Source organism: Paraburkholderia unamae (assembly GCF_003268775.1).
Classification (GTDB): Bacteria; Pseudomonadota; Gammaproteobacteria; order Burkholderiales; family Burkholderiaceae; genus Paraburkholderia; species Paraburkholderia unamae.
On the sequence record NZ_QLSU01000018.1, the window covers coordinates 1 to 24368 of the forward strand.

Annotated in this window: 26 protein-coding genes; 19 read left to right on the forward strand and 7 right to left on the reverse strand. The window is 67.9% G+C overall.

The genetic code is table 11. The features are described 5' to 3' along the window. A partial coding sequence (locus C7401_RS26420; RefSeq protein WP_146757927.1) for a transposase occupies positions 1 to 295 on the forward strand: 295 nt, incomplete at its 5' end. Positions 296 to 466: 171 nt separating this feature from the next. Here C7401_RS26420 and C7401_RS26425 read toward each other — a convergent pair. From C7401_RS26425 to C7401_RS26435, 3 genes are all read right to left on the reverse strand, one after another. Continuing rightward, a complete protein-coding gene (locus C7401_RS26425; RefSeq protein WP_112174384.1) occupies positions 467 to 1057 on the reverse strand; it encodes an amino acid kinase family protein in 591 nt (196 codons plus the stop codon). A gap of 66 nt (positions 1058 to 1123) precedes the next feature. Continuing rightward, entirely contained in the window at positions 1124 to 2257 is a 1134-nt protein-coding gene (locus C7401_RS26430; protein ID WP_258397240.1) for a hydantoinase/oxoprolinase family protein, read from the reverse strand. After that, positions 2254 to 3354 carry an ATP-grasp domain-containing protein gene (locus C7401_RS26435; RefSeq protein ID WP_112174385.1) on the reverse strand — a complete coding sequence of 367 codons (1101 nt, stop codon included), beginning with the start codon at positions 3352 to 3354 and terminating at the stop codon, positions 2254 to 2256. Before C7401_RS26435 ends, C7401_RS26430 begins: the two co-directional genes overlap by 4 nt. A 13-nt stretch (positions 3355 to 3367) precedes the next feature. Here C7401_RS26435 and C7401_RS26440 point away from each other — a divergent pair, with 13 nt between their 5' ends. The 11 genes from C7401_RS26440 (at position 3368) to C7401_RS26490 (ending at position 13902) form a co-directional block, all read left to right on the forward strand. Next, on the forward strand, positions 3368 to 4150 hold the full coding sequence (locus C7401_RS26440; RefSeq protein WP_112174386.1) for a HisA/HisF-related TIM barrel protein: 783 nt from the start codon (positions 3368 to 3370) through the stop codon (positions 4148 to 4150). 356 nt (positions 4151 to 4506) lie between these two features. Next, positions 4507 to 5865, forward strand: coding sequence for a molybdopterin-binding domain-containing protein (locus C7401_RS26445; RefSeq protein WP_112174387.1), 1359 nt, complete (start codon positions 4507 to 4509; stop codon positions 5863 to 5865). After that, entirely contained in the window at positions 5862 to 7544 is a 1683-nt protein-coding gene (locus tag C7401_RS26450; protein ID WP_112174388.1) for a formylmethanofuran dehydrogenase subunit A, read from the forward strand. The genes C7401_RS26445 and C7401_RS26450 overlap by 4 nt, the downstream gene beginning before the upstream one ends. A 22-nt stretch (positions 7545 to 7566) precedes the next feature. Next, entirely contained in the window at positions 7567 to 8538 is a 972-nt protein-coding gene (gene fhcD, locus C7401_RS26455) for a formylmethanofuran--tetrahydromethanopterin N-formyltransferase (protein ID WP_112174389.1), read from the forward strand. After that, positions 8535 to 9392, forward strand: coding sequence for a formylmethanofuran dehydrogenase subunit C (locus C7401_RS26460; protein WP_112174390.1), 858 nt, complete (start codon positions 8535 to 8537; stop codon positions 9390 to 9392). The genes fhcD and C7401_RS26460 overlap by 4 nt, the downstream gene beginning before the upstream one ends. Before the next feature lie 54 nt (positions 9393 to 9446). Further along, complete coding sequence (locus C7401_RS26465; RefSeq protein ID WP_112174391.1) at positions 9447 to 9989, forward strand: cytochrome b; 543 nt, start codon at positions 9447 to 9449, stop codon at positions 9987 to 9989. A 23-nt stretch (positions 9990 to 10012) separates the two neighbouring features. Further along, positions 10013 to 10951 carry a pyrroloquinoline quinone biosynthesis protein PqqB gene (pqqB, locus tag C7401_RS26470; RefSeq protein ID WP_112174532.1) on the forward strand — a complete coding sequence of 313 codons (939 nt, stop codon included), beginning with the start codon at positions 10013 to 10015 and terminating at the stop codon, positions 10949 to 10951. 66 nt (positions 10952 to 11017) lie between these two features. Then, positions 11018 to 11770: a pyrroloquinoline-quinone synthase PqqC gene (pqqC, locus tag C7401_RS26475; RefSeq protein ID WP_112174392.1), complete on the forward strand. Its 753-nt coding sequence runs from the start codon at positions 11018 to 11020 to the stop codon at positions 11768 to 11770. Continuing rightward, positions 11767 to 12015: a pyrroloquinoline quinone biosynthesis peptide chaperone PqqD gene (gene pqqD, locus C7401_RS26480; protein ID WP_112174393.1), complete on the forward strand. Its 249-nt coding sequence runs from the start codon at positions 11767 to 11769 to the stop codon at positions 12013 to 12015. Before pqqC ends, pqqD begins: the two co-directional genes overlap by 4 nt. A gap of 4 nt (positions 12016 to 12019) precedes the next feature. Continuing rightward, positions 12020 to 13237 carry a pyrroloquinoline quinone biosynthesis protein PqqE gene (pqqE, locus tag C7401_RS26485; protein ID WP_112174394.1) on the forward strand — a complete coding sequence of 406 codons (1218 nt, stop codon included), beginning with the start codon at positions 12020 to 12022 and terminating at the stop codon, positions 13235 to 13237. Positions 13238 to 13239: 2 nt separating this feature from the next. Continuing rightward, positions 13240 to 13902: a response regulator gene (locus C7401_RS26490; protein WP_112174395.1), complete on the forward strand. Its 663-nt coding sequence runs from the start codon at positions 13240 to 13242 to the stop codon at positions 13900 to 13902. On the opposite strand, the gene C7401_RS26495 is transcribed toward C7401_RS26490, so the two are convergent. Further along, positions 13872 to 14900: a histidine kinase gene (locus C7401_RS26495; RefSeq protein ID WP_112174396.1), complete on the reverse strand. Its 1029-nt coding sequence runs from the start codon at positions 14898 to 14900 to the stop codon at positions 13872 to 13874. The genes C7401_RS26490 and C7401_RS26495 overlap by 31 nt on opposite strands. A gap of 223 nt (positions 14901 to 15123) precedes the next feature. Here C7401_RS26495 and C7401_RS26500 point away from each other — a divergent pair, with 223 nt between their 5' ends. Beyond that, positions 15124 to 17481: a TonB-dependent receptor gene (locus C7401_RS26500; protein WP_112174397.1), complete on the forward strand. Its 2358-nt coding sequence runs from the start codon at positions 15124 to 15126 to the stop codon at positions 17479 to 17481. Positions 17482 to 17555: 74 nt separating this feature from the next. Here C7401_RS26500 and C7401_RS26505 read toward each other — a convergent pair whose 3' ends face one another. Continuing rightward, a complete protein-coding gene (locus tag C7401_RS26505) occupies positions 17556 to 18722 on the reverse strand; it encodes a YVTN family beta-propeller repeat protein (protein ID WP_112174398.1) in 1167 nt (388 codons plus the stop codon). Positions 18723 to 18957: 235 nt separating this feature from the next. Here C7401_RS26505 and C7401_RS26510 point away from each other — a divergent pair, with 235 nt between their 5' ends. The 5 genes from C7401_RS26510 (at position 18958) to gph (ending at position 22629) form a co-directional block, all read left to right on the forward strand. Then, complete coding sequence (locus C7401_RS26510) at positions 18958 to 19734, forward strand: energy transducer TonB (RefSeq protein WP_112174399.1); 777 nt, start codon at positions 18958 to 18960, stop codon at positions 19732 to 19734. A gap of 39 nt (positions 19735 to 19773) precedes the next feature. Further along, positions 19774 to 20622 carry a MotA/TolQ/ExbB proton channel family protein gene (locus tag C7401_RS26515; protein ID WP_112174400.1) on the forward strand — a complete coding sequence of 283 codons (849 nt, stop codon included), beginning with the start codon at positions 19774 to 19776 and terminating at the stop codon, positions 20620 to 20622. Next, complete coding sequence (locus tag C7401_RS26520; RefSeq protein WP_112174401.1) at positions 20613 to 21032, forward strand: ExbD/TolR family protein; 420 nt, start codon at positions 20613 to 20615, stop codon at positions 21030 to 21032. Before C7401_RS26515 ends, C7401_RS26520 begins: the two co-directional genes overlap by 10 nt. A 119-nt stretch (positions 21033 to 21151) precedes the next feature. After that, entirely contained in the window at positions 21152 to 21916 is a 765-nt protein-coding gene (locus C7401_RS26525) for an HAD family hydrolase (RefSeq protein WP_112174402.1), read from the forward strand. Positions 21917 to 21918: 2 nt separating this feature from the next. Then, on the forward strand, positions 21919 to 22629 hold the full coding sequence (gene gph / locus C7401_RS26530) for a phosphoglycolate phosphatase (RefSeq protein ID WP_112174403.1): 711 nt from the start codon (positions 21919 to 21921) through the stop codon (positions 22627 to 22629). Between the two features lie 29 nt (positions 22630 to 22658). Here gph and C7401_RS26535 read toward each other — a convergent pair whose 3' ends face one another. Both C7401_RS26535 and C7401_RS26540 read right to left on the reverse strand, forming a co-directional pair. Beyond that, positions 22659 to 23057, reverse strand: coding sequence for an SRPBCC family protein (locus C7401_RS26535; protein ID WP_112174404.1), 399 nt, complete (start codon positions 23055 to 23057; stop codon positions 22659 to 22661). Continuing rightward, positions 23057 to 23368, reverse strand: a complete 312-nt coding sequence (locus tag C7401_RS26540) for a metalloregulator ArsR/SmtB family transcription factor (RefSeq protein ID WP_112174405.1) — start codon at positions 23366 to 23368, stop codon at positions 23057 to 23059. The genes C7401_RS26535 and C7401_RS26540 overlap by 1 nt, the downstream gene beginning before the upstream one ends. Positions 23369 to 23621: 253 nt before the next feature. Here C7401_RS26540 and C7401_RS26545 point away from each other — a divergent pair, with 253 nt between their 5' ends. Then, positions 23622 to 24353: a GntR family transcriptional regulator gene (locus tag C7401_RS26545; RefSeq protein WP_112174406.1), complete on the forward strand. Its 732-nt coding sequence runs from the start codon at positions 23622 to 23624 to the stop codon at positions 24351 to 24353. The last annotated feature ends 15 nt before the right edge of the window (positions 24354 to 24368 follow it).

Sequence of the window (24368 nt, forward strand, 5' to 3'; positions counted from 1 at the left end):
GATTGTGCAATGCTGGCAGCGAGCCTGGGAGCACGTCACGCCGTTCTTCGTGTTTCCACCCGAGATTCGACGGGTTGTGTACACGACCAACGCCATTGAGAGTCTGAACATGCAGCTACGCAAGATCATCAAGACCCGGGGCCACTTCCCCACCGACGAGGCTGCCATCAAACTACTCTGGCTGGCGCTGCGCAATGTGCTGGCCAAGTCGGTACGGGCAACCTTCGACTGGAAATCCGCGATGAACCAGTTTGCCATCCTGTTTGGCGAGCGCTTTACGCTCGCCCGAGGTTAGGATCTGTTAAACCGCCTTGCACACAAAAATGCGGATAGGTTCCTTTCTTTTGCCTACTTTTCTTTGCCGCTGCAAAGAAAAGTAGGTGCCGCCCCGCACAGGGGCAACCCTGGCAGACCGACACGAAAACAAGAAAACGCGAAAAAAAAGAAAGCACGAAAAACAAAAAAATCAAGCCACAGGCGCATTAAGCAACCGATCCCGCATCAACTCCACATGATCCTTATTAAACAGCTCAACCACATAATTAGCTTCCCTAACATAATCGACAAACCGCCGATCCACCACCCCCGAAGCGGCAAGCACCTCCAGCCCCTCATCCCCATCCAGCGGACAAGACTTCACCACAATCAGCCGCTCGGCATTGAGCATGGTAGAAAGCCAGGCGGCGAGGCTATCCGACGTGGTATCCCAGTTGCTCATCGCATCGGGCGTCTCGCGCATGAGCGCGGTCGGCACCCACACTGCCACATGCCCATCGCGCAACGCACGCCGGATCTTCGCCTCACTCGTGGCGAGCACCAGCTCGGGCAAGAGCCCTTGCATAAGCAGCGCATACTGCGCCATGGCAAGCAGACACATGTTGTGCGCAGCCAGATCGTCGAAGCGCCACTCGCTCTGATATTGCCGCACCCTGTCCGCGAAATCGCCCCCGCCGGGCACAATGACGATACGCCCGCCCCCCACTTCGCACAGTTCGGTGAGCCACTGGCGTAGCATCGGCTCGTGACTCAGGCTGCCCCCGATCTTGACCACCCACATGATCGTTGTCCTCATTTCCGGTTAACCGCGGTTGGCCCGCGTTTGCCTGCCTGCTTGTCCGTATCCTCATGCGGCCCGCGACGGCGCAGCGCCGCCCGCGTGTCGATCTTGCACCGCAAGCAGCGCAACAGCCACGCTCGGCGCGCACGTCGCGGCCCACTGCGCTTCGTCCGCGCGCTCGCCCGCTCCCACGGCAAGCGCGCCGAAATCCACATAGCCGCGCGCCGCCTCGCGCGCCAGCGCCGCCGCGAGAAAGCGTCCGCAACCCGCACCGACCAGCGGCGCGCGCGCAAGCGCCGGATGCGCCGCCGTGACGCGCGCGAGATTTGCGCCGATCTCGCGCATCTGCTGCTCGCGCCAGCGCTGCGCGAATGCACGCCATTGAATGTCGCTCGCCTCGTCGGCGTCGCGCCCGATCATGCGCGCGATGCGCGTGCGGCTCGCGGCTTGCGTCTTCGCTCCGTTGTCGGCGGCCGGGTACTGGTCGTAGTGCGCGGCCAGTTCGCCCGTGAGCCGGTAGACGTCGGCCGTGGTCGCGAACCATTCGTTCATCACGTTCACCTGCGCGCCCGCGAATTCGATGCGCTGCGCGAGCGCGCACAACGGCGTGCGCACCACGCCCTGGTAGACGAGTTCGCCGCTGGCGAGCCGCCCGGCGTCGGTCGCGGCGCGCGCGGCCACGCGGCCGTCCACGATCGGAATGAGGTCGGTCGTCGTGCTGCCGATGTCGACCAGCAGCGCGTCGGGCACGCGCGTCGCGACCCAGCACGCGGTGGCGAGCCAGTTCGCCGAGGCAACACTGCGCCAGCCGGCCGCGCAGGCGCTCGCGCCGAGCCAGCCCGCCTCGCCCGCGTAGAACGAGAGGTTTGGGCCGAGCCGCTGCGCGAGCGCCGCAACGATTTCGCGCACGCCCTGCGCGCGGTTCTCGAACAGATCGACCATCTCGCCCGTCATCGTCACCACGTGCCGCGCGCCGCGCGAGCGTGCGGCGGGCCAGCGCGCAAGCACGAGGTCGATGGTGTGCGCGAGATGATCGAGTCCCTGCCACAGCGGACACGCCCATTGCGCGACGTCGAGCACGCCGCCGCCGGCGTTGGTCATCGCCACTTTCACATGCGCGCCGCCCACGTCCCAGCCGAACGTCGCCGCGGCGGTCCCGGTCTCCATGCTCGCCTCGCCCGTCTCGACCGACGCGCTCATGGCCGCGCTCCACACATCGGCTGCGCGACGGCGCAGGCGTGCGCGTCGTCGCGGCCACCGAGGCGCACCCCGTGCGTCGCCAGCAGGACGGGCGCGAGATTCGTGCCGAGCGCCGCCGAAAGCCCCGCATAGGCCACCGTCAAGCGCGGATTCACCTCGATCACCACCGGCCCGCGCGCCGGATGCCACACCACGTCGATCCCGGCGAAGCCGCGCAGGCCCGGCAACGCCTGCGCCACGCGTTGCGCGAGCGCGGCAAGCGCGCGTCCCTTGTCGCTCGACAGCGCGATCTCGTTCAGGCTCACGCCGTCGAACTCCACCACCGAAGCGGCGCGCGAGCCCGGTTCACCCGATCCACCCGCTTCGCCTGCGTCGCACATCGGGCTCACGCCGATCTGCTGCCGGTTGATGCTCACGACTTCCGCGCGCCCGTTCTCGCAGATCAGCGAGAGACTGAGCGGCTCGCCATCCACCCAGGCCTGAAGCACGGGGTTGCGCGCGGCCGCGGCGCGCGCTTCGTATTCGGCGCAGGCGTCGGCGAAGTCGTCGAAAACAAAGGTGTCGAGGCCGCCCGCGCCGTCGTCGGGCTTCACCACCCAGCGCCCGCCCTGGTTCGCCGCGTGCTCGACGGGTTCGCCTGGCTCACCTGGCTCGACGGCGGGCGTCGTCGCAATGCCGTGCGCCGCGAGGCACGCGGCCGTGGCGCTCTTGCTCGACGCCACGCGAATCGCCTCCTTCGCGCAACCAAGCCAGCGCGCCGCGCCCACGGCGTCGTGCAGGCGCAGCAGCAAGCCGTCGCATTCGGGGGCGATGACCCAGGCATAATCGTGCTCGCGCGCAGCACGGGCGACGAAGGCGGTCATCGACTCGCCCGGCGCCGCCTTGCAGTGCGCAAGCGCGGGGTCGAGCGTTTCGAAGCGCGAGCTCGCCACGCTCACCGTCACGCCGTCGAGCGCGCGCAGGTCGTTCGCGAGCGCGTCGCGCATCACCCGCCCCTCGACGATCAGCGCGCTCAGGTCGGCGAGGCTGCCTGCGCCCGCGTGCGCCGGGTCGATGCCGCCGCCGGTGAGATACTCGAACACAAAGATCTTGGTCAAAGGATGCGTCCTCATGCAGGTGATACCGGTTCTCGATCTGCTCGACGGCCACGTCGTGCGCGCGGTGCGCGGCGAGCGCACGCGCTACCTGCCCGTGCGCTCGGCGCTCGCGGCCACCAGCGCGCCGCTTCCCGTCGCCCGCGCGCTCCTTGCCGCAAGCGGCGCGCGCACGCTCTATGTCGCCGACCTCGGCGCAATCCTCCTGCGCGGCGCGCACGTCGAAGCGCTCGCCGCACTGCGCGCCGCCCTGCCCGGCGGCGAAATCTGGCTCGACGCGGGCTATGCCGATTACGCGTCGATGCAGGCGCTGTTCGAGCGCATCGAGCAGCACGTCCAGCTCATCCGGCGCGATCGCGACGACTCGCGCGACCGATCGCACAACGACCCGCGAACCACCGATCCCGCCACGCTCGTCCCGGTGTTCGGCACCGAGTCGCTGCGCGACGCGCAAGCGCTGCGCAGCGCCGAAGCCGCCGGTCTCGCGCCCATCCTCTCGCTCGACCATCGCGCGGGCCGGCGCCTCGACGCCGGCGGCGTCGAACTCGCGCCCGCCGCGTGGCCGGGCCGGGTCATCGCCATGACGCTCGACCAGGTCGGCAGCTACGACGGTCCCGACTTCGCCACCTTCGAACGCATTCGCGCCGCCGCGCCCGCGCATACCGGCGTGATCGGCGCGGGCGGCGTGCGCCATCGCGACGACGTGGCCGCGGCGGCCCAGGCGGGCGCATCGGCCTGGCTCGTGGCTTCCGCGCTGCACGACGGCCGCCTCGGCGCGCCGCTCGCCGGTTTCGCCTAGCCGATCCATACAAATTCCATGCCACTCTTGCAGCACCTTGCTTGTGTAAGCCTGTAGCAAGCCGCTGTGACACTCTGTTGCAGAACGGCACACACGCGTTGTGGCATGCAACACCTCGCGCGAGGTCGCACCGCGCAAAAGTGCTCGCTCGTACGGATTCGATGAGGGACGCGGCGCGCTAACGGAACGGCCACCTGCGCGCCGGGTGCGAAGCGCAATTCGTGCAACTCGCCCGCGCGTCTTGTGTCATCGCCCGCGAGCGAGGCACAACGTCCCGCCCGGCGCGCCTCGCGTGCGGGCCGCCTCACTCGCGGTAGCGAGCGCTGCATCGGCATGGAGCTTGCTTGAAGGGCCCCATGCATCTCTCGCCCACCGCCCCTTCGTCCACGCGCCTATCGGATGCCGCCAGACCCGCCGCGTCGATCACGCGCGACTGGACCTGCCCGTTCTGCGCGCTGCTGTGCGACGACCTCGCGATCGAGTCGCACGAGGGCGGCAGGCTCGCCGCGCCCGCCGCGAACTGCCCGCGTCTCGCGCAGGCGCTCGCGTGCTACGGCGAGGCGGACGCGCGCGGCCGCTGTAGCGTGGGCGCGAACGACACCGATCTCGACACTGCGCTCACGCACGCCGCCCAACTGCTTGCCAAGGCGCAGCGGCCCCTGTTCGGCTCGCTCGCGACCGACGTGGCGGGTGCGCGCGCGCTCTACACGCTGGCCGCCGGATGCGGCGCCATCCTGGACCATCTGCACGGCGACGCGCTGAGCGCGGCCACCCTCGCGTTGCAGGATCGCGGCGCGTTCTTCACGACGCTCTCCGAAGTGCGCACGCGCGCGGACCTGGTCGTGTTCTTCGGTTGCCAGCCTTCGCGGCGCTATCCGCGGTTCTTCGAGCGCACGCTGGCGGCAAGCCCGATGGCGCGCGATCTCGTGTTCGTCGGCTGCGAGCCGGACGTGGCGGCGCCCGGCCTTGCGCAGGCGCGCGTCGAAGCGATCCTGCCCGACGCCGATCCCTTCGATACGCTCGCCCTCTGGTCCGCACTCAGCGAAGGGCGCGCGCCGGGTGCGCTGCGCGGCGGCGCCGCGCATCCGGCCGACGCCGCCGGCACGCTCGCCGCGTTGCAGGCGCGCATCGCGGCGGCGCGTTACACCGTGCTCGTGTACGAGCCCGCCGCGCTGCCCGGCCCGCATGCGGCGCTGTTGATCGAGGCCTTGCACCGTATCGTCAAGGCGGCCAATCGCACGGTGCGCGCGGGCTGTCTCGCGCTCGGCGGCGACGAAGGCGCACTGAGCGTGAACCAGACCGTGACCTGGCTCTCGGGCCTGCCGCTGCGCACGCACGTAGCGGCGCCGCTGGATCACAATCCTCACCGCTATCGCACCGCGCGGCTGCTCGCCAACGGCGAGATCGACGCGCTGCTGTGGGTGGCGAGCTTCGCACCGCCCGCCGCGCTACCCGAGATATCCGGCGACCTTCCCGCGATCGTGCTCGGCCATCCCGCGCTGGCGCAAGCGGCGAAGGCGCGCGGCGGGGCCACCGTCTTCATTCCGGTCGCCACGCCCGGCATCGACTGCGGCGGCCATCTGTTTCGCACCGACGGCCCGGTCGTCACGCCGCTCGCCGCCGCGCGCCGCGCCCCGCTCCCCTCGGTGGCCACGGTCGTCGCGCAACTCACGGCGAGGCTGAACGCAGAGCGCACCGCGCAGGAGCAGCCATGAGTCTCGTGCGACTCAAGGGCGGCACGCTCTACGACCCCGCCAACGGCGTGAACGGCGAACGCCGCGACCTCGCGTTTCGCGACGGCCGCATCGTCGATGTCCCCGCCGCCATGCCCGCCGCGCGCGAATTCGACGCCACCGGCATGATCGTGATGGCAGGCGGCATCGACATGCATTCGCACATCGGCGGCGGCAAGACCAATCTCTCGCGGCTGCTGCTGCCCGAGGATCATCGCGACAGTGCCCCGCGCGAAGCGGGCGACACAAGCGGCCGCTATCTCAAGCTGCCCTCGTGCGGCACCTGCGCGCCCGGCACGCTCGCGACCGGCTACCGCTATGCGGAAATGGGCTACACGGCCGCGTTCGAGCCCGCGATGATGCCCTCCAACGCGCGCCACACGCACCTCGAAATGGGCGACACGCCGATCATCGATCACGGCGCTTACGTGATGCTCGGCAACGACGAACTGTTCCTGCAACTGCTCGCCGCGCGTGACAGCTTCGAGCGCCTGCGCGACTACGTGGGCTGGACGATGCACGCGAGCAAGGCGCTCGGCGTGAAGGTGGTCAATCCGGGCGGCATCTCGGCGTTCAAGTTCAACCAGCGCTCGCTGAACGTGGACGAGCCGCACGTGCACTACGGCGTCACGCCGCGCGACGTGCTGTTCACGCTCTCCCGCGCGCTCACCGAACTGCGCGTGCCGCATCCGCTGCACGTGCACGCGAGCAACCTGGGCGTGCCCGGCAATATCGATTCGACCATCGCGACCATGGACGCCGCCGACGGTCTGCCGATCCACCTCACGCACATCCAGTTTCACAGCTACGGCACGGAAGGTCCGCGACAGTTTTCGTCGGGCGCGCAGCGCATTGCCGAAGCCGTGAATGCGCGGCCTAACGTGTCGATCGACGTGGGGCAGATCATCTTCGGGCAAACCGTCACGGCCTCGGGTGACACCATGATGCAGTTCCGCAACACGCCGCTCGCCCGGCCGCACAAGTGGGTGGTGGGCGATATCGAGTGCGACGCGGGCTGCGGCGTGGTGCCGTTCCAGTATCGCGAGCAGAGCTACGTCAATGCGCTGCAATGGATCATCGGCCTCGAAATCTTCCTGCTGGTGGACGACCCGTGGCGCGTGGCGATGACCACCGATCATCCGAACGGCGGCCCGTTCACGAGCTACCCGCACCTCATTCGTCTGTTGATGGACAAGACGTTTCGCGACGAGCAGCTCGCGCGCCTGCACGCCGACGCGCAGGTCGCGAGCGCGCTGCCGCAACTGCAACGCGAGTTCTCGCTCTACGAGATCGCCATCATCACGCGCGCGGGCCCCGCGCGCCTGCTCGGCCTGCGCGATCGCGGCCATCTCGGCGCGGGCGCGGCGGCGGACATCGCCGTCTATCGCGACGAAGCGGACCGCGAACGCATGTTCACGTCGCCCGCCTATGTGTTCAAGGACGGCGAACTGGTCGCGCGCGACGGCGAACTCGTCGCCGCGCCCACCGGCGGCCTCCACTACGTGAAGCCCGAGTTCGACAGCGGCATCGAAAAGACGCTGCGCGCGTATGGCGAGGCCAATCTCACGAGCAATTTCGCGCATGCCGCCATCAGCGACGACGAAGTCTGCGACTGCTGCCGTGGCGGACGGCTGCTCCCCGTCGCCTGTTTTTCGCGCTGACACGAGACCGGAACCCGACACGATGAGCGACCCGGCCACCTTGCAGATCAACGGCACCCTGATCGACGCCACCTTCGCGGAAGCCTTTCCGATGAAGGCCACGCGCCTCGTCATCACGGCGCGCACGGCGGCGTGGGCCATGCACGCGGCCCACTCTCTCACGGGCTTCGCGACCTCGGTGATCGGCTGCGGCTGCGAGGCGGGCGTGGAGCGCGCGCTGGCGGCCGAGGAAACGCCGGACGGGCGGCCAGGCGTCGCCGTGCTGCTGTTCGCGGTGTCGTCGAAGGAATTGGCCAAACAAATCGAGCGGCGCGTCGGGCAATGCGTGCTCACCTGCCCGACCAGCGCCGTGTATGGCGGCATTGATCCGCACACGAGCCAGGCGCCGCTTTCCGATCGCGCGCCGCTTGGCAGCGGACTGCGCTTTTTCGGCGACGGCTGGCAGATCTCCAAGATGCTCGGCACGACACGCTACTGGCGCGTGCCGGTGATGGACGGCGAGTTCGTCTGCGAGGAAGCGACGCAGACCGTGAAGGCCGTGGGCGGCGGCAACCTGATCCTGCTCGCGCGCGACGCCGACGCCGCGCTCGACGCCGCCGAAGCCGCCGTTGCCTCCATGCGCAAGCTGCCCAATGTGATCATGCCGTTCCCCGGCGGCGTGGTGCGCTCCGGATCGAAGGTCGGCTCGAAATACAAAGGCGCCGGCGCCTCCACCAACGACGCGTTCTGCCCCACGCTCATCGGCCTTTCGGCGCGCAGCGAATTGAGCGAGGACGTGGGCTGCGTGCTCGAAATCGTGATCGACGGGCTCACGGACGCGGACGTGGGCGCGGCCATGAGCGCGGGCATCGCGGCGGCGGCCGGGCTCGGCAAGGCGGCGGGCCTGCTGCGCATTTCAGCGGGCAATTACGGCGGCAAGCTCGGGCCGTACCACTTTCATCTGCATGCGCTCGCGAACGGAATCGGGCTCGGGCTCGACGGAGGCCGCGCATGAGCCTCATCACCACCTTGCGCGTGAAGGCGGCCCCTGGTCCGCGCGTGGACGCTGGCGCTTTGTTGCCCGCGCAACTTTGCGCACTGCCGGTGGCCGCGATCGAGCGCATGACGCTGCCCGCCGGCAACGAGCGGTGCATGGTGGGTGACCTGTTCGAGGTCTCGCAATCGTCGCGCGCTCCGGACGTCACTGGAGGCACGGACGCCTCGAACGACGAAGCCACGCTGGTGATCGACGGCGACGCCCCGTGGCTCGACCACGTCGGCGCGCGCATGACGCACGGGAACCTGCTTGTGCGCGGCTCGGCGGGCGACGCGAGCGGCTTCCAGATGACCGGGGGCGCGTTGCGCATAGAAGGCAATGCGGGGCACTTCACCGCATGCGAAATGCGCGGCGGCCGGTTGACGGTGCGCGGCCACAGCGGCGACTTCGCCGCCGGTGCGCGCGCGGGCGAAATGGAAGGCATGACGGGCGGCGCGCTGACGATTCACGGCAACGCGGGCGCGCGCCTGGCCGACCGCATGCGGCGCGGCCTCGTGCTGGTGGGCGGCGACGCGGGCGAGTTCGCCGCGTCCCGGCTCGTGGCGGGCACCGTGGGCGTGGCCGGGCGGCTGGGCGCGCACTACGCGTACGGCATGCGGCGCGGCACGCTGTTGCTCGCGCAACGGCCCGATCGCCTGCCACCCACCTTCACCGAAGGCGGGCGTGGTTTCGAGGTGTTCTGGGCGCTGCTCGTGCGCAGCCTCGCCAACGAAATCGCGCCGTTTTCGCAGTGGCGCGCGGCCCGCCCGCCCACGCGATACACCGGCGACCTCGCGGTCGACGGGCGAGGAGAAATACTGCTCGCCGGTTAGCAAACCGGAGTTGCACAGAAGTACGAAACAAACACCAATAGAAAGGAGACAAGCATGACGATGGCGCATTCCCGCACGGCGGCGCGCTACACCGGCTCGATGATCGCGCTGCACTGGCTGATTGCGCTCGGCATTGTCGGCCTGCTCGCGCTCGGCCTGTATATGGTCTCGCTGCCCAAAGGGCTGCCGCTCAAGTCAACGCTCATCAATCTGCACAAGTCGCTGGGACTGACGATTTTCCTGCTCGTGCTTCTACGCATCATGGCGCGGGCGGCGCACACATCGCCGCCCCTGCCGCCGATGCGTGCGTGGCAACGCGCCGCCGCGCGCACTACGCAGGGCCTTTTATATCTGGCCATGGTCGCGATGCCGCTGAGCGGCTACTTCGGCTCGTCGTTCAACCGCTTCGGCACGCGCTTCTGGGGCATCGCGCTGCCGAAGTGGGGCTGGGACGACGCGGGCTTGCGCGAGCGCTTCTTCGGTCTGCACGAAGTGCTCGCCTGGGTGCTGATCGCGTTGATCGTTCTACACGTGGCCGGTGCGCTCAAACATCAATGGATCGACCGCGACAATCTGCTTGCAAGGATGCTGCCATGACGGGCCAACACACGCGACGCAACATGAAGATCAAGGTGCTCGGCTCCGCCGCGGGCGGCGGCTTTCCGCAATGGAACTGCAATTGCCGCAACTGCGACGGCGTGCGCCGCGGCACGGTGAAGGCGACGCGGCGCACGCAGTCGTCGATCGCGGTGAGCGCGAACGGCGAGGACTGGCTGCTCGTCAACGCTTCGCCCGACCTGCTCGCGCAGATCGCGGCCAACCCGGAGTTGCAGCCCGCGCGGCGCGTGCGTGACAGCGGCATTGCCGCCGCGCTCGTGATCGACGCGCAGATCGACCACGTGACCGGCCTGCTGATGCTGCGCGAGCGCGACACGCCCCTGCCGCTCTACGCCACCGACGCGGTCTGGCAAGACCTGTCGAGCGGCTTTCCGGTGACGAAGATGCTGTCGCACTATTGCGGCGTGGCGCATCGCCGCATCGCACTCGACGGCGCGCCGCTCGCCGTTGCGGGGCTGGAAGGCATACGCATCGACGCGTTGCCGCTGTCGAGCAAGGCGCCGCCCTACTCGCCGCATCGCCACGCGCCGGAGCGCGGCGACAACATCGGCCTGCTTTTCACGAACCTGCACACGGGCAAGCGCGTGTTCTACGCGCCGGGACTCGGCGAGGTCGAGGACCATGTGCTCGCGGCCATGCGCGAGGCGGATTTGCTGCTCGTGGACGGCACGATGTGGACCGGCGACGAAATGATCCGGCTCGGCCTGTCGAGCAAGACCGCGGCCGAAATGGGGCATCTCGCGCAAAGCGGCCCCAACGGCATGATCGAGGTGCTCGATTCGATCGGCGGACGTGATGGACGTGATGGACGTGACGTGCGCAAGGTGCTCATTCATATCAACAACACCAATCCGATACTCGTCGAGGACAGCCCGGAGCGCCGCGTGCTGATCGAGCACGGTATCGAGGTAGCCCATGACGGCATGACATTCGAGCTTTGAGGCGCGAAAGATGAAGTGATGTAGTTCGGTATACGAAGTTTATTCATGAAAAGAATCGGAGACGGCATGAACGCAAAAGACATCCTGCACGCGGCAACACCGGGCGAAGCGCAGGCGACGGAACACGACAGCGGGTCCGCATGGACGCGCGAAGCGTTCGAAGACCGCCTGCGCGCAAAGGGCGTGGCGTACCACATTCACCATCCGTTCAACGTGAAGATGAATAGCGGCGGCTGCTCGCCCGAGCAGATCCGCGGCTGGGTGGCCAACCGCTTCTACTACCAGATCAACATTCCGCTCAAGGACGCCGCGGTCCTCTCCAACTGCCCCGATCGCGAAACGCGCCGCCGCTGGGTGCAGCGCATTCTCGACCACGACGGCTACGGCGACGAGGAAGGCGGCATCGAAACCTGGGCGCGTCTCGGCGACGCGGTCGGCCTCTCGCGCGACGATCTCTGGTCGCTCAAGCTCGTGACGCCCGGCGTGCGCTTCGCCGTGGACGCCTACGTGAATTTCGCGCGCCGCGCGCCGTGGCAGGAGGCCGTGTGTTCGTCACTCACGGAGATGTTCGCGCCGCAGGTGCACCGCGACCGGCTGGCGAGCTGGCCCGGGCACTACCCGTGGATCGAACCCGCCGGACTCGCGTATTTCCGCTCGCGCATCACCCTCGCGCAGCGCGACGTGGAGCACGGGCTCGAAGTCACGCTCGCGCATTTCGTGCGCCGCGAGCAGCAGGAGCGCGCGCTGGAGATCCTCCAGTTCAAGCTCGACATCCTGTGGACCATGCTGGACTCGATCGAGAAGGCCTTTCCGCAATGAACCTCACGCTCAGCAAGCGCTTTCGCCTGCAATGGGAACCGGCGCAGAACGCCCACGTCCTGCTCTACCCCGAAGGCATGGTGCAACTCAACCCGAGCGCCGCGCAAATCCTCCTGCGCTGCGACGGCTCGCGCGAGATCGACGCGCTGATCGACGACCTGGAACGCGCCTTCGAGACGACCGGCATCGGCCCCGAAGTGCGCGCGTTCGTGAGCCACGCCCAGCAGCGCGGCTGGCTGGAGTAACACCATGACCGACCTCTCGCATCCCATGACTGTGGCCGGGACCGCACCCGCAACCGCGCCCGCCGTGGCACCCCCGCTCTGGCTGCTCGCGGAGCTGACTTACCGCTGCCCGCTGCACTGCGCGTTCTGCTACAACCCGCTCGACTACACCTCGCACAACCGCGAACTGAGCACGGAGCAATGGGTCGGCGTGTTGCGCGAAGCGCGCGCGCTGGGCGCGGCGCAACTGGGTTTCTCGGGCGGCGAGCCGCTCATGCGCGACGACCTGGAAGTGCTGGTGGCAGAAGCGCACACGCTCGGCTTCTACACGAATCTCATCACCTCGGGCGTCGGCCTGACCGACCAGCGGCTCGGCGCGCTCAAGGCCGCGGGCCTCGACCATATCCAGCTGTCGTTCCAGGACTCCACCCAGGCGCTCAACGACTTTCTCAGCAGCACGCGTACCTTCGACCTGAAGCAGCGCGTGGCCACGGCGATCAAGCAGCACGGCTTTCCCATGGTGCTCAACTGCGTGCTGCATCGCTACAACCTCCCGCATGTCGACAAGATCATCGACATGGCGCTCGCCATGGGCGCGGAATATCTGGAGCTGGCGAACACGCAGTACTACGGCTGGGCGCGCCAGAACCAGGCGCAGCTCATGCCCACGCGCGAACAGCTCGAAGAGGCCGAGGCCGTGGTGGAGCGCTACCGCCGCACGCACGGCGATCGCTGCCAGATTTTCTTTGTCGTGCCCGACTACTTCGAGCGCCGCCCCAAGCGCTGCATGAACGGCTGGGGCGCGGTGTTTCTCGGCGTCGCGCCCGACGGCGCGGCGCTGCCCTGCCACGCGGCGCGCGGCCTGCCCGGCCTCGTGCTGCCGAATGTGCGCGACATGTCGCTGCGCGAGATCTGGCAGGAGAGCGACGCGTTCTCGCGTTTTCGCGGCCTCGACTGGATGAAGGAGCCCTGCCGCAGTTGCAGCGAGAAGGAGCACGACCTCGGCGGCTGCCGCTGCCAGGCGTTTCTGCTCACGGGCGACGCGGCCAACGCCGACCCGGTCTGCGACAAGTCGCCCGCCCATGAAGCCGTGGTGAAGGTGGTGAACGCGGCCCGCCGCGCGGCCTCCGGGGAGCAAGCGCGCGAGCAACCCATCCTGTTTCGCAACGACGCCAACTCACGCCAGCTGGCCGCCGCCCACGCGGGCGGCGAGCCGTGCGGGCGCAGCCACACGGAAGGTTGACCATGACACCGGGAGACATCGCCGTTCTGCTCGTCGACGATCATGCGGTGGTGCGTGAAGGCTACCGCCGCCTGCTCGAACTGGGCACGGACGTCCGCGTATGCGGAGAAGCGGCCGACGCGGCCCAGGCCTATCAGCGCTTTTGCGCGCTGCGCCCCGACGTGGTGGTGATGGACGTTTCATTGCCGGGGGCAAGCGGCATCGAAGCGATGCGGCGCATGCTCGCCAGAGAGCCCGACGCGCGCGTGCTGATTTTCAGCGCGCACGAAGAAGCGATCTTCGTGCGGCGCGCGCTCGACGCGGGCGCGCTCGGCTACGTGACCAAGGCTAGCGCCCCCGACGTGCTGATGGAGGCGGTGCGCACGGTTGCGCGGCGCGCGAGCTATCTGAGCCCGGATATCTCGCAGGCGCTCGCGCTGCGCAACGCCTATAGCGAAGGGCCGCCGGGGCGGCAATTGTCGGCGCGCGAGTTCGAGGTGATGCGTCTGCTCGTGCAGGGCTACACGCTCGTGAGCATTGCCGAGAAGCTCGGGCTGAGCCAGAAGACGGTGGCCAACCACCAGTCGGTGATCCGCCAGAAGTTCGGCGCGGACAATGGCGTGCAGCTCGCGCAAATGGCGAGCCGCCTGGGCCTTCAGTTCACGGGCTCGGCCAGCCCCGCCTGAGAGGGCACCCGCGCGCAGATCAGGAAACCGCCCTCGGGCTTGCTCGCCACGTGAAACTCGCCGCCGAGCGCTTCCACCCGCTCGCGCATGCCGATCAGGCCCAGCCCGCGCCGCGGCTTCTCCAGATCGACGCCGGGACCGTCGTCGGCCAGCGTGACGACGATCTCGTCGATCTGCGCCGCGAGCGGCGGTTGCCCTTCCTGGACCTCGCGCGGCGCACGCACCATGAACACCTCCACGCGCGCGGCGGGCGCGAACTTCGAGACGTTCGTGAGCCCTTCCTGCACCAGCCGGTAGAGCGTGATGGTGAGCGCGTCGCTCAGGCCCGTGAAATCCCCTTCGATCGTGAGCTGGAACGAGGCCTGCGGCAGCCGCTCGCGCCAGCCGTCCACGCAATGCTCCAGCGCGCTCGGCAAGCCGAATTCGTCGAGCCCGATGGGCCGCAGCCGCCGGATCATGCCGCCGATCTGCCGGTAGACGTGGCTCGCGCTCTGCATGAGCGCCACGGCGATACGCTGGATTTCCGGCTCGCGCGTCTCGGCCAGATCGCGAATGCGCGCCGCGTCGAGCGAGATCGCGTTCAGGTACTGCCCCAGTTCGTCGTGCAGTTCGCGCGCGAGATGGCGGCGTTCGTGCTCCTGCACCTGCAACGCCTGGTTGGCGAGCCGCCGGTTGTCGGCAAGGAGACGCTCGGCCTGCTCCTCGAGCGCCCGGCGATAACGCAGTTCGCGGCGCGCCTCGCGATAGCGGCGCCATGCGAACCACGCGAGCCCCACCGAAAGCACGCATAGCGTGCCCGGCAATTCGTCGACCTGGAAGCGTTCGAGACCGCGCGTCCAGCGATAGGCGCGCTCGCTGAAATCGAAGGTCGAGCCGAGCACGGCGGCGAGCACCGCGAACGCCAGCACCCACGCAAGATCGCGCCACACCGTGGAGTGCGGCGGCTCGGCTCGCGCGTTTGCTCGCGAAGAAGAAGGGGTTGGGAAGTCGCTTGCCATCGCTTTGCATTCTACTCAGGCCACACGCGTACCGAAGATGCCGCGACGCCCTCAGGAAGCTTTCCCTTTCATTTCGGGAAAAGGTCCCGGGTCATGCGCCGCGCCGTATGCGAAGCTTTACACACACTGAAAGAAAGCGCCACGTACACCCGACGCACACCGTCACACCGTCACGCAGCCGCGCTCACGCACCGATAAAACCGATAAAGCAGGAGACACGACCATGAGCATGCCATCGCGCGCGCGCCGCGTAAAACGCTTCCCCCACTTGCGCAAACGGGCGGGCATCACGCTCGGCTTCGGCAGCGCCCTCGCAAGCCTTTCCGTCACCGCGTGGGCGCAGGCCGAGCCCGCCGTGGCGGCTTCGGCCGCCGAAGCCGCGCCCGCGCCCGCCGCCGCGACGACTCCCCCCGTCACCACGCTCGCGCCGATCGTCGTGGTCGGCACCACGCCGCTCCTTGGCATCGGCACGCCGCTTTCGCTTGTGCCCGCCAACGTGCAGACCGTGCACGCGAAAGACCTCGAACAGCAGCACCGCAGCACGCTCACCGAATACTTCGAGCGCAACCTGCCGAGCGTCGATATCAACGACGCGCAGGGCAACCCGTATCAGGTCAACGTGAATTACCGGGGCTTCACGGCTTCGCCGGTGCTCGGCACGCCGCAAGGCCTTTCGGTGTTTCTCGACGGCGTGCGCGTGAACGAGCCCTTCGGCGACGTGGTGAACTGGGATCTGCTGCCGCAGCAGGCGATCGACACCATCCAGTTGATTCCCGGCTCGAACCCGACCTACGGGCTCAACACGCTGGGCGGCGCGCTCGTCATCACGACCAAGAACGGCAAGACGAGCCCCGGCGGCGAAGCCGAAGTGGCGCTGGGCTCGTGGGGCCGCAAGACCGCGCAGATCGAACAGGGCGGCACGATCGGCCAGAACCTCGACTACTACGTGACAGGCACCGCCACCAACGACAACGGCTGGGCGGAGCAGAACGCAAGCCGCGTGCGCCAGGGCTTCGGCAAGCTGCGCTACACCGACGCCGACACCACGCTCTCGCTTTCGGCGGGCGGCGCGGACAACGACCTGTACGGCACGCAGACGATCCCGAAGTCCTTCCTCGACAATCGCAAGCAACCCTACACGTATCCGGACCTCAACCAGAACAGCGCGGCCTTTGTGACGCTCTCGGGCGACCGCTATATCACCGACAACGTGCAATTGAGCGGCAATGCGTACTATCGCCATTTCCGCAACCGCAACGTGAGCAGCAACACCAACCCGAATTACGGCGAGGTGGAAGACGACGGCGACATCGACACCACGCAGGCTACCAACGAGCAGTCGGTGGTCTCGACCGACAGCTACGGCGCGAGCCTCCAGCTCACGCTGCTCGGCAAGCTGGGCGGCATGGACAACCAGTTCGTCGGCGGCATTTCGGCCGATATCGCCAACTCCAGCTACACGCAGTCGTCGCAGGACGCGTACTTCACCCCGACGCGCGCGACCATCGGCATTGGCGACTTCGAGCAGGAGACGGCCGCCAACACGCACAACTCGACCTACGGTATCTATCTTCAGGATACCTTGTCGATCACCAAGCAACTGTCGATCATGCTCGCCGGGCGCTACAACTGGGCAAGCGCCACCATTGGCGACGCGAGCGGCACGCAGCCGCAGCTCGACGGGCACCATACGTTCTCACGTTTCAATCCGGCCGTCGGCATCAACTGGAATCCGAACAACGCCTTCACGGCCTACGCGACCTATAACGAAGGCATGCGTTCGCCCACGGCGATCGAACTGGCCTGCGCCGACCCCGCCGCGCCCTGCTCGCTGCCCAACGACTTCGTCTCGGACCCGGACCTTCAGCCGGTGATCTCCAAGACCTTCGAAGTCGGCGCACGCGGACGCGTCGGCGCCTCCACGACCTGGAGCGCCGCCGCGTACAGCACGACGCTCGACAACGATATCCAGTTCATCGCCAGCAACGGCGCCACGAGCAATCAGGGCTACTTCCAGAACGTGGGCCGCACGCTGCGCCAGGGCTTCGAGCTTTCGGGGCATACGCAAGTCGGTCCCGTGGCCGTCACGGCGAGCTACAGCTATGTGAACGCGACTTACCGTTCGACCTGGACCGAAAACAGCCCGAGCAACTCCAGCGCCGACGCCGACGGCAATATCACCGTGAAATCCGGCGACCATATTCCCGGCATTCCGGCGAACACGGTCAAGCTGCGGCTCGACTACGCGCCCTTCCCGAAGTGGAATATCGGCACCAATCTCGTGTGGCGCGGCAGCATCTACGCGCAGGGCGACGAGAACAATCAAGACGTGAACGGCAAGATTTCCGGCTATCTGCTGGTCGACCTCGACACCACCTACCAGGTCACGAAGCAGTTGCAGGTGTGGGCCAATATCACGAACCTGCTGGACAAGCGCTATGCCACGTTCGGCGCGCTCGGCGAGAACTTCTTCAATGGTCCGAACCATTCGTTCGACGGCTCCAACCCGACCAACGAGCAGTTCATCGGTCCGGGGGCGCCGCGCGGGTTCTGGGTCGGGCTGCGTTACGCCTGGAAGTGAGCGAAGCGGCGTGAGCGGAAATGAACGCGGCGCGCGGGCGATGAGCCCGCGCGCCGCGCTGCATGGTGAACGGCTTAGCGCGATTCGATCGAGCCGTCGCTGTGCGGCCAGGTCACGATGCCCCAGGCAAGCGGCAGATCGCCGATCTGCTTGATCGGCTGGTAGCTGCGCGCGTCGAGCACGTAGACGGCGTCGGAGCGCCCGCAGGCCACGAGCAGCTTCGCGCCGTCGGGCGTGAAGCTGAAGTGCCAGCAACGCTGGCCGACCGGCACGTCGGCGACATGCTCGTAGCTGTGGCCGTCGAACACCTGCACCGTCTTGTCCCGTGCGGCGGCGACGAAAAGCCGCCGCCCCTCGGGGCCGAACGCCACGCCATAGGGGCCAAGCCGCGTATCGACGGTCTTTAGCACTTCGAAGGTGTGCGCGTCGAGCACGACGAACTTGCTGAGCGATTCCAGCGTCACCACGTAGACCTTGCCGTCAGGCGACAGCCGAATGCCGCGCGGACGGCCGCCCGCCGCGAGCTTCACTGTGCGCACGGGCGCGCCGGTCTGGGCGTGATAGACGGAGACCGTGTCGTCGCCCTCGTTGGTGACGAGCATCGTCTTGCCATCGCGCGAGAACTCGATGCCTTCGGTTTCGTGGCCGCTCGTCACCGAGCGCACCACGTGCCATGTCTTCATGTCGACGATGGCGATTTCCGCGGGCGGCTGGCTGGCGTCGTCGTCATCGGCGCCGGGCTTGCCGCCGGGTTTGCTGTCGGCCTGCTTTTCCCCGTGCTTTTCAGCCTGCTGTGCGCCTCCCGCACCCGGCGGCGGGCCGCCTGTTTCGCCGGGCTCGTAGGTCACGTACGCAAAGCCGTTGCGCACGCGCACATATTCCGGGTTCTTGCCGATCTTCACGCGCTGCACCACGTCTCCCGAGGCCGTGTCGATCACCGATAGGTCGCCGGTGTTCTTGTTGGCCACGAGCAGCCGCGAGCCGTCCGCGTTCAGACTCAGGCCGCGTGGGCCCGCCGCGCCCACGGGGAACGTTTTCGTGAGCGTCATCTGCGTGAGGTCGATCACACCCACGCCCGCTTTCTCGCTCGTCACGTAGGCCGTGGGCGTCGACGCCGCGGCCGTGCCGGCGGCGAACGCCAGCGCGGCCGCGCCGGCGCACGCGCTGAGCGCGTGGACGAGAAAGCGCCGTGGCCGCCTGGGCAAGCCGGGCGGGACGTGACGAAACCGTGTCTCCTGCATGGTTATGCTCCGTAGTGAATGCACTGCGCGGCGCACGCGCGCGCCATGCAAGCAAAGTAGTCCATTGAGGGATCGTTTGACAACGAAAGGCGGCCGGGAGATTTTCCCGAATTGATGCGCCAGCGCCGCGCGGCGGTTCTCAAGCGCCACCCCAAGGGAGACAATGCCTGCGGAGGTGGCCAATACGTGCTGTACGTGCAGTATGTGCAGGACGTATCGAAACGTGGCCAGAAGCATGATGCGGCAGCTTGCATTGACGACGACCGGTGAATGGCACGCAGGCGCGACGTGCGACAGGACGCGCGCGCGCCGGTTCGCCGCGACGCTCGGCGCCGTGATCGCCTTGCATGCGGGCCTGCTCGCATGGGTGTTGATGCCGCGCGAGCGCGAAGTCGAAGCGCCCGCGATCGTGGCGGCGTTGCTGAGCGAAACGCCGGATGCGCCTGCGACTGTGCCTCATGCGCAGACGCGGGCGAGCGCCGCCCCCTCCGCGCTTCCCGTGCCCGCGCCCGCCCCGCCGCACAATCAGGCGGCGCCGCACCCCAAACCATCGCGCAACAACGCTCCGGCTCACGTGCCGCCCGCGCCTGCGCCATCGGCCACGCCCGCCGCCGCGTTGCAACCGTCTGCGGCTGTGCAAACCGCCCCGGCCGCACCCGCCACGCCGCCCGCGAACACGACCGCAAGCACAGCCGCCCCCGCCGAAGCGCGCCAGGCGCCCGCGTCGAGCGAGCCCAAGACCGTCTCGCATGTCGACTGCGCGATTCCCGCCCCCGACTATCCCGACGTCTCGAAGCGCCGCGGCGAAAGCGGCACCGCGCTGGTTCGCTTCGTGGTGGGCCTGAGCGGGCGCATCGAATCCGTTCAACTGCAAAAGAGCAGCGGCTATGCGCGGCTCGACGAAGCCGCGCTCGCCGCCATTCACGCCGGCACGTGCCAAACGTACCGCGAAAACGGCGAACCAGTGCGCGCCGCATACTCGCAATCTTTCGTGTTCGGCTTGAGCGACTAGCCTTGCGCCGATTCCGTCACCGGATCAAAGGAAACGATCATGCAACACTACGGTCTCGCGAATGTCTGGCAAACCGGCGACTTCGTCACGCGCGGCATACTGGGCGTGTTGATGCTCATGTCGGTGCTCTCGTGGACCGTCATGATCTTCAAGCTGTTCGCGTTCATGCGCATCAGGCGCGCGAGCGGGCGCACCGACGCGCAATTCTGGCGCGCGCCCAGTTTCGCGCAGGCGCTCGGCAATCTGCGGGAACTGGCGGAGCGCGCACCGGAAACGGCCGCGCGCGACAATCCGCTGCTCGCGCTCGCGCTGGCCGGTGCGGAAGTGGTGCAGCAAAGGCCGACGCAAACTCAAACACAAGCGCAGGACCGCGCCGAGTTGTCCGAGTGGATCACGCGCCGCCTCCAGCACAGCATGGACGACACCATGGCGCGCCTGCAAAGCGGACTCGCGGTGCTGGCATCGATCGGCAGCACCGCGCCGTTCGTCGGGCTGTTCGGCACGGTCTGGGGCATTTATCACGCGCTGATCGTGATCGGCGAAACCGGGCAAACGTCGATCGACCATGTGGCGGGACCGGTTGGCGAGTCGCTCATCATGACGGCCTTCGGTCTTTTCGTGGCGATCCCCGCAGTGCTCGGCTACAACGGCCTGACGCGCGCGAACCGGACGATCGCCACGCGCCTCAAGCGCTTCGCGCATGGCCTGCACGCGGCGTTCGTGACGGGCGCGCCGTGGCCCGCGAGCGCCGTGCGCGATGCCGCCACGCGGCACCCGGCGCGCGACACGGGCAGCCACGTCAAGTCGAACGTCGACGAGAACGTGAGCGCAAACGAGAGCGAAGGCATGAGCGAAAGCGCGAACACCGGAGCACTCGGATGGCAATGACACCTTTCTCCGACGACGAAGACGCGCCGATGAGCGAAATCAACATGACGCCGCTCGTCGACGTCATGCTCGTACTCCTGATCATTTTCCTCGTCACGATTCCGGCGATGCAGCACGCCGTGAAAATCGACCTGCCGCACGCGAGCAGCCAGCCCGATGTCGTGAAGCCCGCGCATCTGGACATTTCCGTGCGCGCGGACGGCTCGATGCTTTGGGACGACCATCCCGTGACCGACGCCGCCCTGCGCGAGAAGATCGCCGCGGCGGCGCGCATGCAGCCGCAGCCCGAACTGCATTTGCGCGCCGACCGCCTGGTGCCGTACGAGCGCGTGGCGAACGTGATGTCGGCCGCGCAGGCCGGTGGCCTGACGAAAATCGCCTTCGTGACCGAGCCGCGCACGAAGCCATGAACCCGCGGCAACCGCGCCACGACTAAGGCATCCCTTAGCGCAACCCAAAGAATCTCTGAGTTCAGCTTCGCGTGCGCTTTCGCTATCGTGGCCACATGAGCCACAGCGAGGAGCGCACCATGGAGGCCCTGATATTCGACGTCGACGGCACGCTCGCCGACACCGAAACCGCGCATCTGCATGCATTCAACGCCGCATTTGCCGAAGTCGGACTCGACTGGTACTGGGACGAAGCGCTCTATACGCGCCTGCTGAACGTGGCGGGCGGCAAGGAGCGCCTGCTGCATTACTGGCACGTTGCCGACCTGGAGTGCGCGGACGGTTCGTGCATCCACGACGTGATCGAGGCGGTCCATGCGGTGAAGACGCGCCACTACGCGGCCCGCGTGAGCGGCGGCGGCTTGCCGCTGCGTCCGGGCATTGCGCGCCTGATGGCCGAGGCGCATGCCGCCGGTCTGCCCGTTGCAATCGCCACGACCACCACGCCCGCCAATCTCGACGCGCTGCTGCGTGCGCCGTTCGGCCCCGCGTGGCGCGAGCGCTTTGCCGCCATCGCGGACGCGGGCACGACCCAGGTGAAAAAGCCCGCACCCGATGTCTATCTCGACGTGCTGCGCCAGCTCGGCCTGCGCGGCGCGAACTGCATGGCCTTCGAAGACTCCGCGAACGGCCTGCGCGCCGCGCGCGCGGCCGGCGTGCCCACGGTGGTGACGCCCACCGCGTACACCGCGCACGATGCATTCGAAGGCGCGCTGGCCGTGCTCCCGCACCTGGGCGATCCGCACGCGCCCATCGCTTCGCCACTCGAAGGCGAGGCGCCCGGCTGGGTGGATCTCATGACTTTGCGGCGCTGGCATCGGCACGCGCTGAGCGCGACGGCCTGAGCATGCGTACGCCTCAATCAACCGGGAGCGAGCCGGTGCGGGCCGTGTTGCTCGACCTCGACGGCACGATGGTCGATACCGCGCCCGATCTCGCCGAAGCGCTTGCCCGCACGCTCGCCGCATTCGATGCGCCGCCCTTGCCGCTCGCGACGGTGCGCGGGTTGATCGGCCATGGCGTTGCCCAACTCGTCAGGCAGGCGCTGGAGGTCGCCGGGCTCGCCGCTGAAATCGACGGCACACGTGCGCTTGCGGACTTTCAGCGTCACTACGCCGAAACCAATGGCCGCTACGGCCGTGTTTTCCCAAACGTCGTCGCGGGTCTCGATGCATTGAAGCAGCGGGGCTACCGCCTTGCCTGCGTCACGAACAAGCCGCGTGCGCTAGCCGGGCCGTTGCTGAGGGAAACGGGCATCGCCGCGTATCTCGACGCGCTGGTAGCGGGCGACACCATCGCCAGCATGAAACCCGCACCCGAGCCCCTGTGGCACGCCTGCCGCTTGCTCGACGCACCGCCGCAGCGCGCGGTGATGGTGGGCGACTCGGCCGTCGATGCCGAGGCGGCGCGCGCGGCGGGCGTGCCGGTGTTCATCGTGGACTATGGCTATGCCGGGCCACAAGGCGCGAGCGCGCTGTCATGCGACGCGCTGATCGATTCGCTCGCGGTGTTGCCTGCGATGTTGCCTGCCTTGCTGGCCTCGCGCGCCACGGCGTGACCACGCGGCCGCACACGCAACCGCGCGCCTTATAGAACAGCCTCCAGCCGGTCGATGACGCCGGGCCAGCCACCGCTCATGCCGTGGAACGCGGCCTTGCCGAGCGGCGAGTCGAGGTCGAAGCCACGATGTTCGAGCGAAAGGCGCGTGCCCTCGCCTTCGGCGGCCAGCCGCCAGGTGATCGTCGTGTTCAGCGTGCCGGGCGCGAACGAGTACGACAACAGCCGCTCGGGCTCGACGGCGACGACCTCGCAAGGCTGCAAACCCCATTGGCCCATATCGAGCGTAAAGCGATGCCCGAGCACCGCCCGCACATCGCCTGCGGCCCACCAGCGCGCGTGAATGGCCGGGTCGGTCAGCGCCGCCCACACTCTGGCCGGTGCATGCGGAATAAAACGGGTGAGCTGTATCAGGCCGGGTTCGGTCATCACTTGTCCTTGTCCAGTGCTTCAGTGAGTGCATCGAGGCGTTGCCCCCAGTACCGCTCGAAGGGATGCAGCCATTGCGCGAGCGCGCCCAACGCCTGCGCGTTGAGGTGATAGACACGCTGCCTGCCACGCGCCTCTTCGCTGACGAGGCCCGCGAGACGGAGCACCTGCAAGTGCTCGGAAATCGCCGGGCGGTTCACGGCGAACGAGGCGGCGATCTCCCCGGCCGCGCGCGGGCCGTCGCGCAGCATCTCCAGGATCTGCCGCCGCGTCGGGTTGACAATCGCGCCAAAGATGTCGGTCGTGGCCATGCGCGCAGTATATGTCGGAACTCTCCGACGCGTCCATTTTTCCCGCCGTCGCCGCAGACCAACCCGGCGGATTCGCGTACGCTTGGCGCGCTGCGCAACCCGCACCGATCCTGCGCGGGCGGGGGCTTCGCCGCCCGCTGCGATCCGGCCCGATTCAACCCTATCGAGCACGCTCACGCAACGCGTAAACCCTTATTTTTGCTGCGTCTATTATCAACCTATACTGTGTCTACAGTTTGTAGACAGATGAGCCATGCCAAAACCCAAGCTTCAGCTGGCCGCCGCGGACACCGAGTCCGGCGCGTCGGCAGACCGAAAGAACGTGATGGCGGAAACGCTTCGGCGCCGCATCGTGAGCATGGAGCTCGCGCCGGGCGCCGCCGTTGACGAGCTGGCGTTGAGCGAGGAGTTCGGGCTCTCGCGGCCGCCCGTACGCGAGTTGCTGCGCCAGATGGCCGCCGAAGGCTATCTGGAGCTCGAGCCCAACCGCCCCGCCCGCGTCTCGCCGATGAGCTATCAGTCGCTGCGCAGCTTTTTCCTTGCCGCGCCGCTCATCTACGTCGCGACGACGCAACTGGCCGCAAGCCACGCCACGCCCGAGGAAGTGGAACGCCTGAAAGCCATCCAGGCGCAGTTCCGCACCTCGATCGAGGAGAACGATCTGGTGGCGCGCGTGCTGCACAACGACGAGTTTCACCACGAGATTGGCCGGATCGCGCGCAACACATACTTGATGCCGAGCCTGCGCCGCGTGCTGATCGACCACGCGCGCCTTGGCAAGATCTTCTACCGCGCGCCCGCCACGAGCGACATGCAGCGCGATCTGGAAAAGGCGGTGGAGCAGCACGACCAGATCATCGAGGCCATCGCGCGGCGCGACCCCGAAGCCGCGGGTGAACTGGTGCGCAGCCATATGGAGCTGTCGCGCCGGCGCATGGCGGAGTACGTGATTCCGGAAGGTCTGAACGTAGCCATCCAGTTTTAAGGGCCGCGCAGGGCG

Coding starts and splice junctions, on each gene's coding strand:
- C7401_RS26535 (WP_112174404.1), bottom strand. CDS start 23,057: ATGACCGAACCCGGCCTGATACAGCTCACCCGTTTTATTCCGCATGCA.
- C7401_RS26505 (WP_112174398.1), bottom strand. CDS start 18,722: ATGCAGGAGACACGGTTTCGTCACGTCCCGCCCGGCTTGCCCAGGCGG.
- C7401_RS26500 (WP_112174397.1), top strand. CDS start 15,124: ATGAGCATGCCATCGCGCGCGCGCCGCGTAAAACGCTTCCCCCACTTG.
- pqqD (WP_112174393.1), top strand. CDS start 11,767: ATGAACCTCACGCTCAGCAAGCGCTTTCGCCTGCAATGGGAACCGGCG.
- fhcD (WP_112174389.1), top strand. CDS start 7,567: ATGAGCGACCCGGCCACCTTGCAGATCAACGGCACCCTGATCGACGCC.
- C7401_RS26515 (WP_112174400.1), top strand. CDS start 19,774: ATGCAACACTACGGTCTCGCGAATGTCTGGCAAACCGGCGACTTCGTC.
- C7401_RS26445 (WP_112174387.1), top strand. CDS start 4,507: ATGCATCTCTCGCCCACCGCCCCTTCGTCCACGCGCCTATCGGATGCC.
- gph (WP_112174403.1), top strand. CDS start 21,919: ATGCGTACGCCTCAATCAACCGGGAGCGAGCCGGTGCGGGCCGTGTTG.
- C7401_RS26450 (WP_112174388.1), top strand. CDS start 5,862: ATGAGTCTCGTGCGACTCAAGGGCGGCACGCTCTACGACCCCGCCAAC.
- C7401_RS26440 (WP_112174386.1), top strand. CDS start 3,368: ATGCAGGTGATACCGGTTCTCGATCTGCTCGACGGCCACGTCGTGCGC.
- C7401_RS26520 (WP_112174401.1), top strand. CDS start 20,613: ATGGCAATGACACCTTTCTCCGACGACGAAGACGCGCCGATGAGCGAA.
- C7401_RS26545 (WP_112174406.1), top strand. CDS start 23,622: ATGCCAAAACCCAAGCTTCAGCTGGCCGCCGCGGACACCGAGTCCGGC.
- C7401_RS26425 (WP_112174384.1), bottom strand. CDS start 1,057: ATGTGGGTGGTCAAGATCGGGGGCAGCCTGAGTCACGAGCCGATGCTA.
- C7401_RS26510 (WP_112174399.1), top strand. CDS start 18,958: ATGATGCGGCAGCTTGCATTGACGACGACCGGTGAATGGCACGCAGGC.
- pqqE (WP_112174394.1), top strand. CDS start 12,020: ATGACCGACCTCTCGCATCCCATGACTGTGGCCGGGACCGCACCCGCA.
- C7401_RS26465 (WP_112174391.1), top strand. CDS start 9,447: ATGACGATGGCGCATTCCCGCACGGCGGCGCGCTACACCGGCTCGATG.
- C7401_RS26525 (WP_112174402.1), top strand. CDS start 21,152: ATGGAGGCCCTGATATTCGACGTCGACGGCACGCTCGCCGACACCGAA.
- pqqC (WP_112174392.1), top strand. CDS start 11,018: ATGAACGCAAAAGACATCCTGCACGCGGCAACACCGGGCGAAGCGCAG.
- C7401_RS26460 (WP_112174390.1), top strand. CDS start 8,535: ATGAGCCTCATCACCACCTTGCGCGTGAAGGCGGCCCCTGGTCCGCGC.
- C7401_RS26430 (WP_258397240.1), bottom strand. CDS start 2,257: ATGAGCGCGTCGGTCGAGACGGGCGAGGCGAGCATGGAGACCGGGACC.
- C7401_RS26495 (WP_112174396.1), bottom strand. CDS start 14,900: ATGGCAAGCGACTTCCCAACCCCTTCTTCTTCGCGAGCAAACGCGCGA.
- pqqB (WP_112174532.1), top strand. CDS start 10,013: ATGAAGATCAAGGTGCTCGGCTCCGCCGCGGGCGGCGGCTTTCCGCAA.
- C7401_RS26540 (WP_112174405.1), bottom strand. CDS start 23,368: ATGGCCACGACCGACATCTTTGGCGCGATTGTCAACCCGACGCGGCGG.
- C7401_RS26490 (WP_112174395.1), top strand. CDS start 13,240: ATGACACCGGGAGACATCGCCGTTCTGCTCGTCGACGATCATGCGGTG.